We start from the raw sequence: 16,421 nt of genomic DNA on the forward strand, positions 1-16,421 counted from the left end.
ATTTCATTGTTTACAAATTTCTTAAAAGCACAACAAATGGAAACAAGAAATAAAAATTTAAGTTTACAAGAGCAAAGCATTATTTCAATTTCTGCTTTGACGGCAAAAGGGAATTTAGATAAATTAAAGACGGCCTTAAATATAGGACTTGAAGCAGGACTTACCGTTAATGAAATAAAAGAAATATTGGTACACTTATATGCTTATTGTGGGTTTCCCCGCAGCATCAGGGGATTACAGACTTTTATGGAGGTCATGGAAGAAAGAAAGAGAAAAGGCTTAAAGGATAAGGTAGGTAAAGAGGCTTCAAAGATTGATGAGACGGATAGTAAGTATGAGCGGGGAAAAAATATTTTAGTTAAATTAAACCAAATGCCACAATCCGATATACTTACAGGCTATTCAGCATTTGCACCAATAATTGATATCTATTTAAAAGAACATTTGTTTGCAGATATTTTTGAAAGAGATGTATTAAACTATATTCAAAGAGAATTGGCGACCATTTCCGTAATTACATCCATAGGTAAATCGGAACCGATGCTCAAAAGCCATTTAACCATTTGTATGAATTTAGGTTTATCTCCCGAACAATTATATGAATTTATAAATGTTATAAAAACAACCTTAGGAAAAAAAGAAGCAAAATCAGCAAAGAGAGTTTTGAATGGGATACGGATACTTAAGATCAATCAATCAAAATAGAATGCAAAAAAGAATATTAGGGAGTAGTGGATTAGAAGTATCTGCATTGGGTTTAGGTTGTATGGGTTTAAGTTTCGGTTATGGAAAAGTTTAAAAAAAGGTTTAAATAGATAATAGCAATCATAAAATAATTATGATAATGAGAAAATTAACATTCATAATAGTATTAATAAATTTATTATTAACTGATATGGTAAATGCACAAGTAAATCAAAAAAATTACGATCAAAATCCCTTTGGTTTAGTATATGAAGGAGCAATTACAGAGAATATAAAAGGTAAGATAAATATTCACCCTGTAACTTATAAAGTTAATGGAATAGATATTGCAGCAAATGTTTATACACCTGCCAATTACGATGTATCCAAAAAATATTCTGCCATAGTTGTAGCACATCCCAATGGGGGAATAAAAGAACAGACTGCCGGATTATATGCTCAACGTTTAGCAGAGGCTGGTTATATCACTATCGCTTTTGATGCGGCCTATCAGGGAGCAAGCGGAGGTGAACCTCGTCATATGGATAAACCGCAATACAGGATCGAAGATATACGTGGAGCAGCTGATTTTATTACACAATATCCGGGCGTAGATGCAAATCGTTTAGGTGCTTTGGGTATTTGCGGTGGAGGTGGTTATACTTTAAAAACAGTACAAACAGATAAACGGTTTAAAGTAGTAGCTACATTAAGTATGTTTAATTCAGGCCAAGTAAGGCGTAACGGTTTTCAAAATTCTCAATTAAAAACGATTCAGGAACGATTGAAACAAGCATCGGATGCAAGAGCACAAGAAGCCGCAGGGGGCAAAATACTTTATTCGGGTGTTGCAAGCATAACAGATGAAGAAATTGCAAAAACTTCAACCGATCTGTATCGCGAAGGATATGAATACTATTATAGGACGCACGCTCATCCTAATTCAACCTTTCTGTATACTACAAGTAGCTTGATGGATTTAATGGCTTGGGATGCAACGGATCAAATTGAATTGATTAATCAACCTTTATTAATGATAGCAGGAAGCAAGGCAGATACAAAATATATGACTGATGAAGCATTTAAAAAAGCAGTCAATGCAAAAAATAAACAATTGTTTTTAGTAGAAGGTGCTACTCATATACAGACATATTGGAAACCTGAATGCGTATTACAAATAGTAAATAAATTGGTTAATTTCTATAAAATCAACCTTTAAAATTGAATGATGGTAAATCATAAATTAAAGTATATATTACTATTGTTTTTTTTAACTATTTTGTATACAAGCTGCAAGAGTAGTAAAAATAAGAACGAACAAGATAACCTTGTTTTCCCGCAAGGCAAAGAAGTAAATAATAACAATTTTACTGGCAAAGTTTGGCTACAAATGTTGGTTCAATCCGACAGTACATTATACACACAAATTGGCAATGTTACTTTTGAACCCAAAGCTAGAACTAAATGGCACTATCACAAAGGAGGTCAGATACTTTTGGTAACAAGAGGAGTGGGGTACTATCAAGAAAAAGGCAAACCGAAAGAAGTTATTAAAAAAGGAGATGTAATAAAATGTCCTTCTAATATAGTGCATTGGCATGGAGCTTCGTCAGAGGATACAATGATACACATAGCAATAAGTCCAAACTTAAATGATGGTGGTGTGGTTTGGTTAAAATCTGTGTCCGATGAAGAATATTATCAATAAAAAATGATGAAAAATTTTTCATTATGATAATTCTTACTTGCAAGGCATTTACATAACGACATTTCGTGTCATGCTTCAAAGAGAAAAATGTTAGAAATCTGTATAGCATATTTCAGGTAAATCCTTGCTTATATAAGAATGTATATATCTTTTCAAAATTATTATGAAATTATATTGAAGTCAAACGTTGAAAAGAAATTTTTATTTAACATTTAAAATATAATTATTGAATATATAATTTTGAAAATATTATATTAAAAAATATGTAAATTTTAATATATTACAGGCTATTAGTTTATATAAAAACTGTAATTTATAGATCATTTAAATAACCTATATTTTCAAATATAAGTTGTATAATATTTGTATGAATATTAAGTTAAATTATCTTCTAGCTGTTTTTTTATATTTTCTATTTCTTTCATATCTAATTGATGATAACAATGATATATACTAAGGTTCTGGATATTAAAAGTAATTATAGGTACTAAAAAAACGTACGAATAATTAACAGACTTGATCAATTGAATAAAAAGAAAATTAAGAAAGGAGTAAAAGACTTTAATGTTTTTTTATCACAAATTTTTTATCAATTCATCTATATTGATACGATTCATATAATTGGCATCAACAAAAGAGTATGTGATCTTATAATTTTTATCTATAACAAATACAGCAGGTATAGGAAGAGAATTTTCATCATTTCCGTTAAATTCTCTCAAGTTAATTCCTAATTGCCGGTAATGAGTAATAACAAAATCCTGTAATTGAAATGAAATACCAAGTTGTTTAGCAAAAATGTTATCTTCATCAAATAATATATCATAAGATAATTTATTTTCCTCTTTCATCATTGTGCTGTATTCCGGTTTTTGGGGAGATATTGCAAGCAGCTTAACCTTCTTTTTTTCAATTTGTCCCAAAGAATTTTGTAGTGCCTTTAGTTCCAGATTACAATACGGACACCAGTTTCCTCTGAAAAAAGCCAAGATAACCTTATCATAATTATTCAATAAATCATCCGAATTAATACTTATTCCTTTTCGTGTTGATTTAAGACAAAACGAAGGGATTTTCCTTCCTTCCTTAAAAGAATAATTTTCTATTCCTTTTGCCTTTAAATCAGCAATTGAATCAGCAAATGCCTTCAATATTTCCTGAGGTAATTGCGAACCTATTGAATTATTCAGATTTTCGATTTGTTTTTGTAGATTTGTCATATCCGATTTATTTAATATATTATAAGCGAAACTCGGTATTTCCTTTTAAATACACAATACCGCATATTTTTATGCGGTAGGGATATAAAAGTCACTCTTTGATGAAAGAAAAGATACGAACAATTACAGAAAAAGAATGCCCACTCGAAATTGCAGTCAATACCATTTCAGGAAAATGGAAAATCCCCATAATCTGGCATATGAATGCAGGAAAGAAACGTCCTTGTGAATTTCTTCGGGAAATAGAAAATGTAGATAGACGTGTTCTGAATCAACAGCTTAAAGAAATCGAAACGGATGGACTTATAGCAAAGAAATCATACAATCAATTGCCTCCTAAAGTGGAATATACATTGACCGAACTTGGTCAAAAGTTAGTAGAAGTACTCAGGCAATTGAACGAATGGGGTAAATTACTTCAGTAATAAAAAATTGAAAAATAATGTATCAATCCTTATATTCAATAGTGACGGACAAGCTAAAACTTTCTGATCATTACTATGATAGATTAATAGAAGTTTCAGAACAGAGATTTTTTACAAATAAAGAATATCTTTTGCAAATCGGTAAGACTTGTTCGTTTATAGGATTTGTGGAAAAAGGATATCTGCGTTCATTTAGAGAGAAGGATGGAGAAGAGTTTATCAGTGATTTTTATGTACCCGGCACTTTTATCACTTCTTACAGAAGCTTTATCAATCAGGAACCCAGTGCCGGAGCTATTCAATCGCTAGAAAATTCTGAAATCTGTTGGCTTTCTTTTGATACCTACAATCTGCTATTGAATGAATCATCGGAATGGTTTAAGTTGGGAAAATATATCTCAGATACACTTTTTATTAAAAAGTGTATGAAAGAAACTTCCTTGCTTATGGATTCGGCACTAGACAGATACAAGTTACTCTTGCAAACCTATCCTCATCTTGAACAACATGTTGCCCAATACCATATAGCATCTTATCTGGGAATAAAACCCGAATCGCTGAGTCGTATTAAATCTCTTAACCTAGGTCATTAAATTATCCATATTCTAGCCGTTACTTTGAAGTGTTAAAAAACTTAAAAGTATGAAACAAAAAGTGACCAGAGCAGATTTGCTATCTGTTTTCTTAAACCAATCAGTAACTAATATTGAAATTAAAAAAGTGACAATTCCGGCAGGAGGAAAGGGTGCATATCATTCACATCCTTGTCCGGTTGTAGGTTACGTTTGTTCGGGTAAAGTCCTTTTTCAGATTGAAGGACAAACTGAAGAGATATTACAAGAGGGAGATGCTTTTTATGAACCCAAAGATATTCCTATCCTACATTTTGATAATGCCTCGCATACTGAGCCTCTTACATTTATTGCTTTTTATCTGAGAGAAGCTAAAGAAGATCTAATAACTATATTATAACCAGAGATATGAAAACAATAAATCCAAAAACAATAAAGAAAGATTTGGTAACAGACAAATATGTTGTTGGGCATGTAATGACAAAACTATTAGATGCAGGGAAAGAATCAGGTATCCATATTTCTGAGTCTTTCTTTGATGTGGGAAGCCATACACATTGGCATACACATCCTAATACCCAAATTTTGATAGGAAAATCAGGAAGCGGCTTTGTTCAGAAAAAAGGAGAGAAACTAAAACATATCGAAGTGGGAGATATAGTGATCATCCATGCCAATGATATACATTGGCATGGAGCAGGAAAATATGACACTTTTGTACATATAGCCATACAAATAGGTGATGACGAGGGAAATATTATTATGCCACTAACTGAATCGGAATATAATGAAGTAGATAATCTAAATAAATGATAAATTATGCCCTTTGTAAGAATAAGCCTTCATAAAGAACTAAACGAAAAAGTAAAGAATCAGATATCTTTATGTGTACATCAGGCATTAATGCAAAAATTTCTGATACCAGAAAACGATTATTTTCATATAATAGAAGAACTAGATGCAAACCAAATAAAATATCCTAAAGAATATCTTGGAATAAGGCATACTGATAGAATAGTCTTTTTACAAATAATTGCTGGCTCAGGAAGAACGGAAAACCAAAAAAGGGAATTATATGCAGAAATAGGTAAAAGTATTTCAGCAACTACGGAAATATCTATTAATGATATTATTATCATCTTAATAGAGAGTGATTCCTATTATAATTGGTCTTTTGGTATGGGAAAAATACAAAAACTGACGCACATCAAATAGAAAAAGAAGAACTAAATTCTTAGTAATATTTAAAGTATTTTCTGATATACGTTGAAATATAAATCACAAGGAGCTATATTTTTTATCTGATATAGCTCCTAAATTATTATCTTCTTACAATTTTCATATCTAGTACCTAGTAGTATTTTTAGATGATTTTTAAAATCTTATTCACAGTCTACAATACTTTATTTTCGAAATAGATACTAAGGTCTTTAATTCGTAAAACCTTTTATTATATTTTTATTTTTATTAATTCAAGTACTTTTATTGAATTTATTAAATAACAAGATAATAGTTAGTTAATTGGGAATATTAGATTTTATATGTTAAGATTAAAATTCAATTTTGTGAGTAAAATTTAATAATATGAAAAAAATATTTCTTGTTACACTAAGTCTTTTATTGTTTTATTTAATCAATTTAAAAATAAAAGCACAAATGAAAAATGATACACTTAATTTTCTATCCGAAAAAAAAATTAAGCTTGAAGAAAATAGCAGTTTTAAAGACAATTTATTGAAATTTAATCAATGGAGTATAAATATAGATTCCAAGGGAATTATTATTTGCGAAAATAATAATAAAATTTTTAAAGATGAATCTACTTATTTATTATTAGATACGTTAACATATCTAGAAAAAAATAAATCTGCAATAAAAAAAGATTTAAATTTTTTTAATAATAATTATAAAAATATTGGACAAAATAAGGATATATTTAAAAATATGATTTCACTCACAAAAACAACAAATGAAACGATTAATTATGACGAAAGCAAAACTATAAATATAGATAATAATCAGGATATCAATAAAGGTAGAGCTATGAATAACAATAGAGATCGTAACCGGGATTTTAAAAGAGATAAAAATAGAGATAGGGGAAGGGATAAAAATAGGGATAGAAGTAAGAATCTAAATGATAGTACAACTAAAATAAAATGTAAAATTCAATATTTAATAATTAAGTAAATATATATTTGAAATATAGTTTAATATTCAATTTTTATTTTATTAAAATAAAAAAGTAGTCATATTAAAATATTTTAATATAAAATTGATATAAATCATGTTTTATTTAACCAATATATGGTATAAAATTTATATTTTTATGAAAAATAAATAATATAATAGGTTTGTGTTTGAGTTGTTGTAGAGAATGTTAGAACAACTGAGAAGCCCCCTTAAAGGGGGCTTTGTTAATTATAAATTGTATAAAATATGTATACACTAATTTTCTAATTTAGCCTTTTCCCATAACTCATTCATTTCATCTGTAGATAAAGAGGGTAAATCCAAATTGGAGTTTTTAGCAATTTTTTCCATTTTTCTAAAACGAGATATAAATTTTCTATTTGTTTTTTCTAAGGCATTTTCAGCGTCAATATTATTATATCTGGCATAATTTATAAGTGAAAATAATATATCACCAAATTCAATTTCTTTTTTTATAGGATCCTGTTCTTTTTTAAACTCATTTATTTCTTCATTTATTTTTTCTAAAATTTGTGAATCATGTTCAAATTCAAAGCCTATGCCTTTCACTTTTTCCTGAATTCTAAAGGCTTTAACCAAGGCTGGTAGGGCAGAGGGTACTCCTTCTAATATAGATTCTCTTCCTTCTTTCAGTTTAAGTTTTTCCCAATTAAGCTTTACTTCATTTTCATCTTTAACCTTAATTTCTCCATAAATATGTGGATGACGATAAATTAATTTCTCGCAGATTCCATGTATAACATCTCCTATATCAAAATATTGAGATTCTGAAGCTATTTTAGAGTAAAATACTAAATGTAGCATTAGATCTCCTAACTCTTTTTTTATTTCTTCTATTTGTTTATTCTCTATGGCATCAGCAAGCTCATAAGTTTCTTCAATAGTATTATTTTTTAAAGATTGAAAGGTTTGCTTTTTATCCCATGGGCATTTTTCTCTCAATTCATCCATTATATCTAATAATCTGCTAAAAGCTTGTAGATTTTCTTCTTTTGTATTCATAAACTAAAAATAATAAAAAAGGCTGAGATTAATTCAGCCTATATATTTATTGAATATAGATATTTTTTTATTCTTCTGTTTTATTTTTATTAGATTTTGTTTTTGAAGTTTCTTTTTTCTGACTTGTTTTTTTATCTTCTTCATTTTCAGCACCCACTTTTTCTTCAGTTTCCTTTAATGAATTTTCATAAGTTTGGATACTTTCTTCTGTAATAATATTGTTTTTAATTAAAATATTATACCAATTAAAAAGTTTCTTTAAATCCGAATCATAAACTTTATCTTCAGCATAATCGGGTTGAATTTCAGCCATCATTTTCCTAAGAGATTGAGGGTCATTTTTAGAAAAATTGATTTCTTTGCAAGAGTATTTTTTTGAAATGTTTACTAAAACTGATATAAGAGAAACTTCAGTTTCAATTGTATAAATTGATATATTTTGTAATAAACTTACTTGGCTGTTGGCGTTAATTGAAAGTTTCTTTTGAGTAACTAAATCTTTTACAATAAATCCACCCTTAGTTTGAGAAGCTAATTCAAATAATCCGGGTTTCCCGGTAATAGCAATTATTCTTGTAAGATCCATTTTTTTATAATTAATTATATTATGATTTAATTTATTATTAGTTTTTTATTTTAACGAGAATGAAATTTAATTTTATAATCTACCTGTATTTTTCCTTTAGAAATATCTTCTAACTTTCTTTTTATTAATTTCTTTTTTAAAGGAGATAATAAATCTGTAAATAAAATTCCTTCAATATGGTCATATTCGTGTTGAATGATTCGTGCTCTAATATCTTTGAAAGTTTCTGTTTTTTTTACCCAATTCTCATCATAATATTCAATGGTTATTATTTCGGGTCTTTTAATATCTTCTCTTATATCGGGAATACTTAAACAACCTTCATTAAATTTCCAGAGTTCCCCTTCTCTTTTTATAATTTTTGGATTTATAAAAATCTTTTGCCCATTATTTTCCAAATCCTTTTTTATATCTTGATAATCTTCATCTTCTGCTAAAGGAGTGGCATCAATAATAAAAAGTCTTATATTTAAACCTATTTGGGGAGCAGCTAAACCTATCCCGTGAGATGCATACAAGGTATCAAACATATTTTTAATTAATTGATCCAGCTCAGGGTAATTTTTGTCTATATCAACTGTCTTTTTTCTCAAAACAGGCTCTCCATAGGCATATATGGGTAAAATCATAATTTTATTTTTTTTCTAAATAAGTTTGAAGAATTAATGTAGCACTTACCTTATCTAGTAAGTGCTTATTTTCTCGTTTTCTTTTATTTTTTCTACTTTGACTAATTGCATTTGCTGCAATTTTAGAAGTAAATCTTTCATCTACTCTTTCTATTGGGATAGTTGGAAATTGATGGTTAATTTTAGTGATATATTTTTGAATTGAGTTTTCAATCTCCGATAATTCCCCATTTAACCTTATAGGTAATCCAATAATTATTTTATCTACATTGTTAGTACTTAAATATTTCTCTAAATAGGGAAGAAGATCCTGAGTCATAATTCCTTCTAATCCACTAGCAATAATCTGCATATCATCAGTTTCAGCCAGACCCGTACGTTTTTCCCCAAAATCAATAGCTAAAAGCTTAGGCATATGAAATGAGTATAAAATTAAATATTAAATACTTTTTTAATGGAATCTACATAATCTAATTTTTCCCATGTAAATAATTCTACTTCCATTTCTTTTACTTCAACATTTCCCCCTTCTTTGTTTCTTTCAAATCTTTTTACTACAGTTTCATTTTTTCTTCCCATATGTCCATAAGCTGCTGTTTCAGTATAAATAGGGTTTCTTAATTTTAATCTTTCTTCTATAGCATAGGGACGCAAATCAAAAAGATTTTGAATTTTTTGAGCAATTTCTCCATCAGAAAAATTTACTTTAGAAGTTCCATAAGTATTGACATAAACACCACAAGGTTCTGTAATACCTATCGCATAAGAAACTTGAACCAAAACTTCATCTGCAACACCAGCCGCTACCAAATTTTTTGCAATGTGTCGAGTTGCGTAAGCAGCTGAACGGTCTACTTTTGATGGATCTTTACCAGAAAAAGCACCACCTCCGTGGGCTCCTTTTCCCCCATAAGTATCAACAATAATTTTTCTACCTGTTAATCCAGTATCTCCATGAGGTCCTCCAATTTCAAATTTACCGGTAGGATTAATATGATATGTAATATCACCATCAAACAAAGCCTTAATCTCTTCTTTAGATTCGGCTTTTACTTCAGGAATTACAATGTTTTTAACATCTGCTGCAATTTTATTCAGAACAGTTTCCTCATTGCTGTCAAAACTATCATGCTGGGTAGAAAGAACTATTGTATCTATACGAATTGGTTTATTATCATCACTGTACTCAATAGTAACCTGAGCTTTTGCATCAGGACGAAGATAGGTCATAACATTTCCTTCTTTTCTTATTTTAGACAATACTTTTAAAATGCTATGAGAAATATCTAAAGCCAATGGCATATAATTGTCTGTTTCATTGGTAGCATAACCAAACATCATTCCTTGGTCTCCAGCACCTTGATCTTCCTTCTTCTCCCTATCAACTCCTCTATTTATATCTTGAGATTGTTCATGTAGGGCAGATAAAATTCCGCATGATTCAGCTTCAAATTTATATTCACTTTTAGTGTATCCTATTTTTCTGATTATATCTCTAGTAATATGTTGTACATCTATATAAGTATTGGATTTAATTTCTCCGGCTAATATAACCTGTCCGGTTGTTACTAAAGTTTCACAAGCAACCTTAGAATCAGAATCAAATGCTAAAAAATTATCCAAAATAGAATCAGAAATTTGATCTGCAACTTTATCTGGGTGACCTTCGGAAACAGATTCCGAGGTAAATAAGTAAGGCATATTTTTTGATTTTAATTACAATAAAATTTTTGGTAAATTTAATAACATTAATTAAAAAATTTGCTATCTATCATATAATAAATTTCAATAACAACATTAAACATGAAAATAATTAAGATATTTATATTTTTATTGGGACTAGTTTTATTTATAAAATGCGCTACTAATCCCTTAACAGGAAGGAAATCATTAAGTTTTATCTCAAACGACCAGATATTTCCCTCCTCATTTCAGCAGTATAAAGATGTTCTATCTTCAAGCAAGATTATCACCAATACGCAACAAGCAAAAGAAGTGTCAGAAGTGGGGAATCGTATAAAAATAGCGGCAGAAAATTATTATAAGTCCATAGGCAAACAATCGGTTTTAGACGGGTATCAATGGCAATTTACATTAATAGATGATCCCAAAACAATCAATGCGTGGTGTATGCCTGGAGGAAAAGTAGCTGTATATACAGGTATTATGAACGTTTGTAAAAATGAAACAGGTTTGGCAGTAGTTTTAGGACATGAAATTGCTCATGCTTTAGCAGGACATGGATCAGAAAAAATTTCGCAGACTTGTGTAGCTGAATTAGGCGGTCAATTGTTAGGAGGAGTAACAGACAACCAGGTTCTGAGGGAAGTAATTAATGATTATTATCCAATAGCTAGTGATATCACTTTGTTAAGATATGGAAGAAAACAAGAGACAGATGCAGATACTATGGGATTGTATTTAATGGCCATGGCAGGATATGATCCTAGAGAAGCCCCAATTTTTTGGGAAAGGATGATTAGAAAAACAGGCAATAGTACTACTCCCGAATTTTTATCAACCCATCCGGACCCAGAAAATAGAATAGCAAAGCTCAATCAAATTATGCCTAAAGCTCTAGAATATTATAATAATGCATTAATACATGGAAGTAATAATATATTAATACCAAAAAATAATCAAGATTTAGAACCGTCTTTTGATAAAAAAAATGATAAAAGAAAAGAAGCTTCGAAGGGATATATTTATAATTAGATAAAATTTAAATATGAAAAAAAGGATTTAATAAGAATTAAATCCTTTTTTTAACATTTTATCTAGTAAAAAAATATTAGTTATTTAAGGCATTTTAGGAAGTACGGCATCAGATATTACTTTAACAACCGGTCTATCTGTTCCAGATAAAATTTCGTTTACAGCTTTTAATAAAGTTAGTTCTTCTTTAAGCTGTGGAGCAGATTGTTCAACTAAAGTACTTGCTAATCCGGCAGCAGGAACACCTTCTACAGTTTGCTCCAAACGATCCATTTCTGCGAGAGCATCTTTTGCTGTTTCACCTCTACCAATTCTAACGCCATAAACTTTATTTCTTCCTGATAATCCTGTTACTTCCAAATCACCTACACCTGGAAGACCAAAAGCTGTTTCTGCTTTAGCTCCAAGGGCCAGACCTAATAAAGACATTTCTTTTACAGCTCTATTAAATGTAGCTGCTTTAAGATTATGGTGAGGAAATCCGGTACCTTCTTCTAATCCATCAGCAATTCCTAAAGCTATGGCATATACATTTTTCATAGGAGCACATATTTCAACCCCAGTCTCATCATCGGTTGCTTCAATGCAGTAAACATCTGTTCTTGCTTCTCTGGCATATTTACGTGAAACTTCTAAATCTTTACAGCCAAATATAGTTGCTGTAGGTTTTCCCTCAGCGCATTCATTCGCCTTTACAGGACCAGCTATGGCAACTATTGGTGGGAGGGATATTCCTTTTTGTTTAGCTATAGTACGTATAGCTTCAGGAAGAAGCTGAATTTTTCCTTCATTATTTGGGCAGAAACCTTTTGAGGTAAGCCACAATGCCTTTGCTTTGGAAATGCCCTCTAACGCCATTTCTGTAATTTTTGGTACTCCCACAGAGGCAACAGACATAACAACTACATCTGCCCCATCTAAAGCTTTTTCTAATTGGGCAGCTCGGAATAACTTTACTCCTTTAGCCAGTGGAACATTAGTTCGAGGGTGAGGCTTTCCTGCTTCGCAGGCGTCGATTAAATGATCATCAAGCCATGTGCCCCAAAGCCTTACTTCCCATCCTGCATTACGGACTGGGGTACATAAGCCAGATCCCATTGCGCCAGCTCCTAAAATTGTGATAATTGACATTTTCTTATTTTTTTTATCTATTAAATTATTTATTATTTTTTATTTATGATATAACTATAGTTAAGATTTAGGAGATTCAGGTTTTGGACCCGGATATTTTTCTCCTAATTTATGGAGTTGTGTAAAAATATCTTTTAGCTGAGGATAAAGTTTTTGTTGAATTTCACTTACCTCATTATAGATTGCATGCCTTTCTAAATTAGGTTCAATTGTATCTCCAAAATGAGCCATTTGTTTTGATGCATATGCGATATCTTTATTTCCAAATACCCCGGTGCTGGCCATAGCTTGTATGGCCGCTCCTAAGGCTGAAATTTCATCTTCCAAACATATTGTTATAGGTATACCGGTAATATCTGTTACCATTTGCCTCCATAATTCAGAACGCGTTCCTCCTCCCATAATTCGTAATGAAGTTAGATTAACTCCAGTTCCTTTTTGTAAAAATTCCAGATTCATTTTTACCTCATAGGTAATACCTTCTAGAATTGAACGATACATATGGGCTCTGGAGTGAGTACCTCTCCATCCGACGACAGCACCTCGCGCCAAGGCATCCCAATATGGACTTTGTACTGCGTTCCAGTAGGGTAAAGTGATAAGACCTTCACAACCAGGAGGTATGATATCTGCTTCTTTATCCAATCGAATATCAGGTTCACCCAATAATTTGGGATCTCCTAATGCCTGACGAAACCATCCAGCAAGATATGCTCCAGAGTGTTGAACTACTTCAAAAATATAGTTTCCGGGTATTCCAGCTACATAATTACGAAATACTGGGTTATATTTATATTCAGAACTTTGTACACCGGCAACTACTGCTGTGCCTAAATTTAAATATGCAATATCGGGAGTAACCGCAGCTGCTCCTATTCCTGCTGCCATGCCGTCTCCTGCTCCGGCAATTACCGGAATAGATTTTGAAAGACCCCAGGTTGTAATTAATTCAGATTTTAAAAACCCCATTATCTGCCCTGGAGGAACAAGATCTGCCATTTGATCTCTTTTAACTCCAGCAATGTCCATGAGTTCACTACTGTAATTTCGATTACGAATATCAAATAACCCCAAGGTATCTGCACTAGCTTCTGAAGAAACCCATTCTCCCGTTAAATTCCATGTTATATACCCGTGCACATCTACAATTTTATAAGCTTTTTCAAGTGTTTGGGGTTCATTTTCTTTTAGCCAGGCTAATTTATAGATAGCAGGAGGTTCTCCTGGTGGTTTACCGGAAAGATTATGAATGTGTTTAGATCCAAATTGTTTAATTTGTTTAGTAGCTCTTCCATCAAGCCAAAGAATACCATTACGAATAGGTTTTCCTTCTTTATCAAAACAGGCAAAACTTTCTCTTTGGTGCGTGATACCTATAGCTGCTATACGTTCACGGTCTTTAGGCAATAGTTTAGAAACTGCCTCTTGAATGCTATCTCGTGTTGTTTCCCACCAACGGATAGGATTATGTTCATAAAAATCCATCGCAGGTGTATGAAGCTGAATTGAATTTTTAGCACTTACTACTACGTGCCCGGAAGCATTTACTATAATAGCTTTGGTAGAAGTAGTAGAAGAATCTATAGCTATAACTAGAGGTCCATCATTGTAATTTTTTGTATTCATGATGTTAATTATAAATATTGATGGAAAGTTAGTGCATTAAATTTCTGATTTAGGTGATTCGGGTTTTGGACCTGGATATTTTTGCGCTAAGTTGTATAATTGTTCAAATATTCCTTTTAATTGAGGATATAAGTTTCGTTGTACTTGAGCAACTTCATTATAAACTACCGTTTTCTTTAAATCAGGTTCAATTACATCGCCAAAATGAGCCATTTGTTGGGCAGTATAAGCAACATCATTATTCCCATATACTTTGGTACTAGCCATAGCTAAAACGGCAGCTCCTAAAGCAGAAATTTCGTCTTGTAAACATATAGTAATAGGAATACCAATGGTATCAGCCATGATTTGTCTCCATAATTTTGAGCGAGTTCCTCCTCCCATAGCTCTAATGGAAGTTAGTTTAACTCCTGTTCCTTTTTCAATTGTATCAAGATTTAGTCTCATTTCAAAACCGATAGATTCTAAAATAGAACGATACATATGTGCTCTTGAGTGAGTACCTCTCCAACCTACGACAGCTCCTCGCGCTAAAGCATCCCAATATGGGCTTTGAACAGCATTCCAGTAAGGAAGAGTTACTAAACCTTCACATCCGGGAGGAATCATAGAGGCTTCTTCATCCAGTTTTGGATCGGGTTCTCCTAGAAGTTTCGGATCTCCAAGTGATTGTCTAAACCATCCTGCCAAATAAGATCCGGAAGATTGTAAAGCTTCAAAAACATAATTGCCTTTTATTCCTGAAGCATGGGTACGAAATGCAGAATCACACTTATAGATAGGGCTTTCAACTCCAGCATTAACTGCTGTTCCTAAATTTAAATATGCAATATCCGGTGCTACGGCTGCAGCCCCTATTCCTGCAGCTTGACCATCTCCTAAACCTGCGATTACAGGAATTGATTTTGAAAGTTTCCATTGAGATACTAATTCGGTTTTTAACATACCCATTGGTTCACCCGGTGGCACTAATTTAGCCATTTGATCTCTTGTTACTCCTGCTATTTCTAATAGTTCATCACTATAATCAAAATTTTGGATGTCTAATAATCCTAATGAATCTGCAGCAGCCACAGATGTCACCCATTCCCCGGTAAGATTCCATGCGATATAACCATGCACTTCTACTACTTTATAGGCTTTTTGAAAAATTTCAGGTTCGTTCTCTTTTACCCATGCCATTTTATAAATTCCAGGTGTAACTCCTGGGGGCTTTCCTGAAAGTTCATGTATGTGTTTGGAGCCGTATTTATTTATTTGTTTGGCGGCTCGACTATCTAGCCAAAGAATACCGTTTCGTAATGGCTTTCCTTCTTTATCAAAAGGTGCAAAACTTTCTCTTTGATGGGTTATTCCAATTGCTTGAATTCTTTCTTTGTCTGTAGAAGATAATTTAGAAATAGCTTCTCCAATGGTTTCATAGGTCGTTTCCCACCAACGTGCCGGATTATGTTCATAAAAATCCATAGCCGGAGTGTGCAATTGAATGTTTCTTTTAGCGGTTACTAATACATGTCCTTTTGCATCTACAATTATTGCCTTGGTTGAAGTGGTAGATGAGTCTATAGCAATAACTAATGGACCTTCATTTAATGTTTGTGTGTTCATGTTTTTTTGTTGGGTTTTAGTTTTTAACTTAAAAATTTTATATAGCAAATATACTTACTAAAACGAAAGCAAAAAAATATATTTTTTTGTTTTTACATGATAAAAGACAGGTTAAACGAAACTAATGGAAACTAAAATTACAATTTAAATAAAAAATAATGGATTTGGATAAATAATAAGTTTCGTAAATGAAGATTTATTCAATATAGGTAAATTAAGTTTTTTTTAGATTTTTTGCTGATTAATTTGTACTTAAAACGTGTAATAAATATAAATATAGAAAATCTAGTTATAAGAGTTT

19 protein-coding genes are annotated in these 16,421 nt (G+C 31.4%); 10 read left to right on the forward strand and 9 right to left on the reverse strand.

Annotated elements, in window-relative coordinates:
- Nucleotides 1–36 precede the first annotated feature (36 nt).
- From C4S76_RS08500 to C4S76_RS08510, 3 genes are all read left to right on the forward strand, one after another.
- Nucleotides 37–705 (forward strand): carboxymuconolactone decarboxylase family protein, encoded by a 669-nt coding sequence (locus tag C4S76_RS08500; protein ID WP_105194130.1) that lies wholly within the window; start codon nt 37–39, stop codon nt 703–705.
- 139 nt (nt 706–844) lie between these two features.
- Entirely contained in the window at nt 845–1,903 is a 1,059-nt protein-coding gene (locus C4S76_RS08505) for an alpha/beta hydrolase (RefSeq protein WP_105194046.1), read from the forward strand.
- Nucleotides 1,904–1,963: 60 nt separating this feature from the next.
- Nucleotides 1,964–2,392: a cupin domain-containing protein gene (locus tag C4S76_RS08510; RefSeq protein WP_245915816.1), complete on the forward strand. Its 429-nt coding sequence runs from the start codon at nt 1,964–1,966 to the stop codon at nt 2,390–2,392.
- A 575-nt stretch (nt 2,393–2,967) separates the two neighbouring features.
- Here C4S76_RS08510 and C4S76_RS08515 read toward each other — a convergent pair.
- Nucleotides 2,968–3,612, reverse strand: coding sequence for a peroxiredoxin-like family protein (locus tag C4S76_RS08515; RefSeq protein ID WP_105194047.1), 645 nt, complete (start codon nt 3,610–3,612; stop codon nt 2,968–2,970).
- A gap of 101 nt (nt 3,613–3,713) precedes the next feature.
- Between C4S76_RS08515 and C4S76_RS08520 the strand changes: the two genes are divergently transcribed.
- The 6 genes from C4S76_RS08520 to C4S76_RS08545 all read left to right on the forward strand — a co-directional run bounded on the left by C4S76_RS08520 (nt 3,714) and on the right by C4S76_RS08545 (nt 6,799).
- On the forward strand, nt 3,714–4,037 hold the full coding sequence (locus tag C4S76_RS08520; protein ID WP_105194048.1) for a winged helix-turn-helix transcriptional regulator: 324 nt from the start codon (nt 3,714–3,716) through the stop codon (nt 4,035–4,037).
- Nucleotides 4,038–4,054: 17 nt separating this feature from the next.
- The gene (locus C4S76_RS08525) at nt 4,055–4,630 is read left to right on the forward strand and encodes a Crp/Fnr family transcriptional regulator (protein WP_105194049.1); all 576 of its coding nucleotides are present in this window, start codon (nt 4,055–4,057) and stop codon (nt 4,628–4,630) included.
- Between the two features lie 49 nt (nt 4,631–4,679).
- Entirely contained in the window at nt 4,680–5,009 is a 330-nt protein-coding gene (locus tag C4S76_RS08530) for a cupin domain-containing protein (RefSeq protein WP_105194050.1), read from the forward strand.
- Nucleotides 5,010–5,017: 8 nt separating this feature from the next.
- Nucleotides 5,018–5,422 (forward strand): cupin domain-containing protein, encoded by a 405-nt coding sequence (locus tag C4S76_RS08535; protein WP_105194051.1) that lies wholly within the window; start codon nt 5,018–5,020, stop codon nt 5,420–5,422.
- A 6-nt stretch (nt 5,423–5,428) separates the two neighbouring features.
- Entirely contained in the window at nt 5,429–5,824 is a 396-nt protein-coding gene (locus C4S76_RS08540) for a tautomerase family protein (RefSeq protein WP_105194052.1), read from the forward strand.
- Between the two features lie 369 nt (nt 5,825–6,193).
- The gene (locus C4S76_RS08545; RefSeq protein WP_105194053.1) at nt 6,194–6,799 is read left to right on the forward strand and encodes a hypothetical protein; all 606 of its coding nucleotides are present in this window, start codon (nt 6,194–6,196) and stop codon (nt 6,797–6,799) included.
- Nucleotides 6,800–7,057: 258 nt separating this feature from the next.
- Here the strand turns inward: C4S76_RS08545 and mazG are convergent, their stop codons facing one another.
- From mazG to metK, 5 genes are all read right to left on the reverse strand, one after another.
- Nucleotides 7,058–7,825 (reverse strand): nucleoside triphosphate pyrophosphohydrolase, encoded by a 768-nt coding sequence (gene mazG, locus C4S76_RS08550; RefSeq protein WP_105194054.1) that lies wholly within the window; start codon nt 7,823–7,825, stop codon nt 7,058–7,060.
- Between the two features lie 67 nt (nt 7,826–7,892).
- A complete protein-coding gene (locus tag C4S76_RS08555; RefSeq protein ID WP_181044091.1) occupies nt 7,893–8,411 on the reverse strand; it encodes a DUF5606 family protein in 519 nt (172 codons plus the stop codon).
- A gap of 50 nt (nt 8,412–8,461) precedes the next feature.
- A complete protein-coding gene (gene def / locus C4S76_RS08560; RefSeq protein WP_105194055.1) occupies nt 8,462–9,040 on the reverse strand; it encodes a peptide deformylase in 579 nt (192 codons plus the stop codon).
- A gap of 4 nt (nt 9,041–9,044) precedes the next feature.
- The gene (ruvX, locus tag C4S76_RS08565; protein WP_105194056.1) at nt 9,045–9,455 is read right to left on the reverse strand and encodes a Holliday junction resolvase RuvX; all 411 of its coding nucleotides are present in this window, start codon (nt 9,453–9,455) and stop codon (nt 9,045–9,047) included.
- 17 nt (nt 9,456–9,472) lie between these two features.
- Nucleotides 9,473–10,741, reverse strand: coding sequence for a methionine adenosyltransferase (gene metK / locus C4S76_RS08570; protein WP_105194057.1), 1,269 nt, complete (start codon nt 10,739–10,741; stop codon nt 9,473–9,475).
- A 102-nt stretch (nt 10,742–10,843) separates the two neighbouring features.
- Between metK and C4S76_RS08575 the strand changes: the two genes are divergently transcribed.
- On the forward strand, nt 10,844–11,755 hold the full coding sequence (locus C4S76_RS08575) for a M48 family metallopeptidase (protein WP_105194058.1): 912 nt from the start codon (nt 10,844–10,846) through the stop codon (nt 11,753–11,755).
- Nucleotides 11,756–11,839: 84 nt separating this feature from the next.
- On the opposite strand, the gene C4S76_RS08580 is transcribed toward C4S76_RS08575, so the two are convergent.
- The 3 genes from C4S76_RS08580 to C4S76_RS08590 are packed head-to-tail and all read right to left on the reverse strand — an operon-like array spanning nt 11,840 to nt 16,120.
- Nucleotides 11,840–12,886, reverse strand: a complete 1,047-nt coding sequence (locus C4S76_RS08580; protein WP_105194059.1) for an NAD(P)H-dependent glycerol-3-phosphate dehydrogenase — start codon at nt 12,884–12,886, stop codon at nt 11,840–11,842.
- A 60-nt stretch (nt 12,887–12,946) separates the two neighbouring features.
- Nucleotides 12,947–14,512 (reverse strand): xylulokinase, encoded by a 1,566-nt coding sequence (locus tag C4S76_RS08585; RefSeq protein WP_105194060.1) that lies wholly within the window; start codon nt 14,510–14,512, stop codon nt 12,947–12,949.
- A 36-nt stretch (nt 14,513–14,548) separates the two neighbouring features.
- The gene (locus C4S76_RS08590; protein ID WP_105194132.1) at nt 14,549–16,120 is read right to left on the reverse strand and encodes a xylulokinase; all 1,572 of its coding nucleotides are present in this window, start codon (nt 16,118–16,120) and stop codon (nt 14,549–14,551) included.
- Nucleotides 16,121–16,421: the final 301 nt, after the last annotated feature.

The organism is Apibacter adventoris (genome assembly GCF_002964965.1).
Lineage (GTDB): Bacteria > Bacteroidota > Bacteroidia > Flavobacteriales > Weeksellaceae > Apibacter > Apibacter adventoris.

Bases quoted from the DNA above. Each gene is read 5' to 3' on its own strand.
- metK (WP_105194057.1), bottom strand. From the start codon at position 10,741: ATGCCTTACTTATTTACCTCGGAATCTGTTTCCGAAGGTCACCCAGAT.
- C4S76_RS08545 (WP_105194053.1), top strand. From the start codon at position 6,194: ATGAAAAAAATATTTCTTGTTACACTAAGTCTTTTATTGTTTTATTTA.
- C4S76_RS08540 (WP_105194052.1), top strand. From the start codon at position 5,429: ATGCCCTTTGTAAGAATAAGCCTTCATAAAGAACTAAACGAAAAAGTA.
- C4S76_RS08520 (WP_105194048.1), top strand. From the start codon at position 3,714: ATGAAAGAAAAGATACGAACAATTACAGAAAAAGAATGCCCACTCGAA.
- C4S76_RS08525 (WP_105194049.1), top strand. From the start codon at position 4,055: ATGTATCAATCCTTATATTCAATAGTGACGGACAAGCTAAAACTTTCT.
- def (WP_105194055.1), bottom strand. From the start codon at position 9,040: ATGATTTTACCCATATATGCCTATGGAGAGCCTGTTTTGAGAAAAAAG.
- mazG (WP_105194054.1), bottom strand. From the start codon at position 7,825: ATGAATACAAAAGAAGAAAATCTACAAGCTTTTAGCAGATTATTAGAT.
- C4S76_RS08530 (WP_105194050.1), top strand. From the start codon at position 4,680: ATGAAACAAAAAGTGACCAGAGCAGATTTGCTATCTGTTTTCTTAAAC.
- C4S76_RS08590 (WP_105194132.1), bottom strand. From the start codon at position 16,120: ATGAACACACAAACATTAAATGAAGGTCCATTAGTTATTGCTATAGAC.
- C4S76_RS08505 (WP_105194046.1), top strand. From the start codon at position 845: ATGAGAAAATTAACATTCATAATAGTATTAATAAATTTATTATTAACT.
- C4S76_RS08575 (WP_105194058.1), top strand. From the start codon at position 10,844: ATGAAAATAATTAAGATATTTATATTTTTATTGGGACTAGTTTTATTT.
- C4S76_RS08535 (WP_105194051.1), top strand. From the start codon at position 5,018: ATGAAAACAATAAATCCAAAAACAATAAAGAAAGATTTGGTAACAGAC.
- C4S76_RS08500 (WP_105194130.1), top strand. From the start codon at position 37: ATGGAAACAAGAAATAAAAATTTAAGTTTACAAGAGCAAAGCATTATT.
- C4S76_RS08515 (WP_105194047.1), bottom strand. From the start codon at position 3,612: ATGACAAATCTACAAAAACAAATCGAAAATCTGAATAATTCAATAGGT.
- C4S76_RS08555 (WP_181044091.1), bottom strand. From the start codon at position 8,411: ATGGATCTTACAAGAATAATTGCTATTACCGGGAAACCCGGATTATTT.
- ruvX (WP_105194056.1), bottom strand. From the start codon at position 9,455: ATGCCTAAGCTTTTAGCTATTGATTTTGGGGAAAAACGTACGGGTCTG.
- C4S76_RS08580 (WP_105194059.1), bottom strand. From the start codon at position 12,886: ATGTCAATTATCACAATTTTAGGAGCTGGCGCAATGGGATCTGGCTTA.
- C4S76_RS08585 (WP_105194060.1), bottom strand. From the start codon at position 14,512: ATGAATACAAAAAATTACAATGATGGACCTCTAGTTATAGCTATAGAT.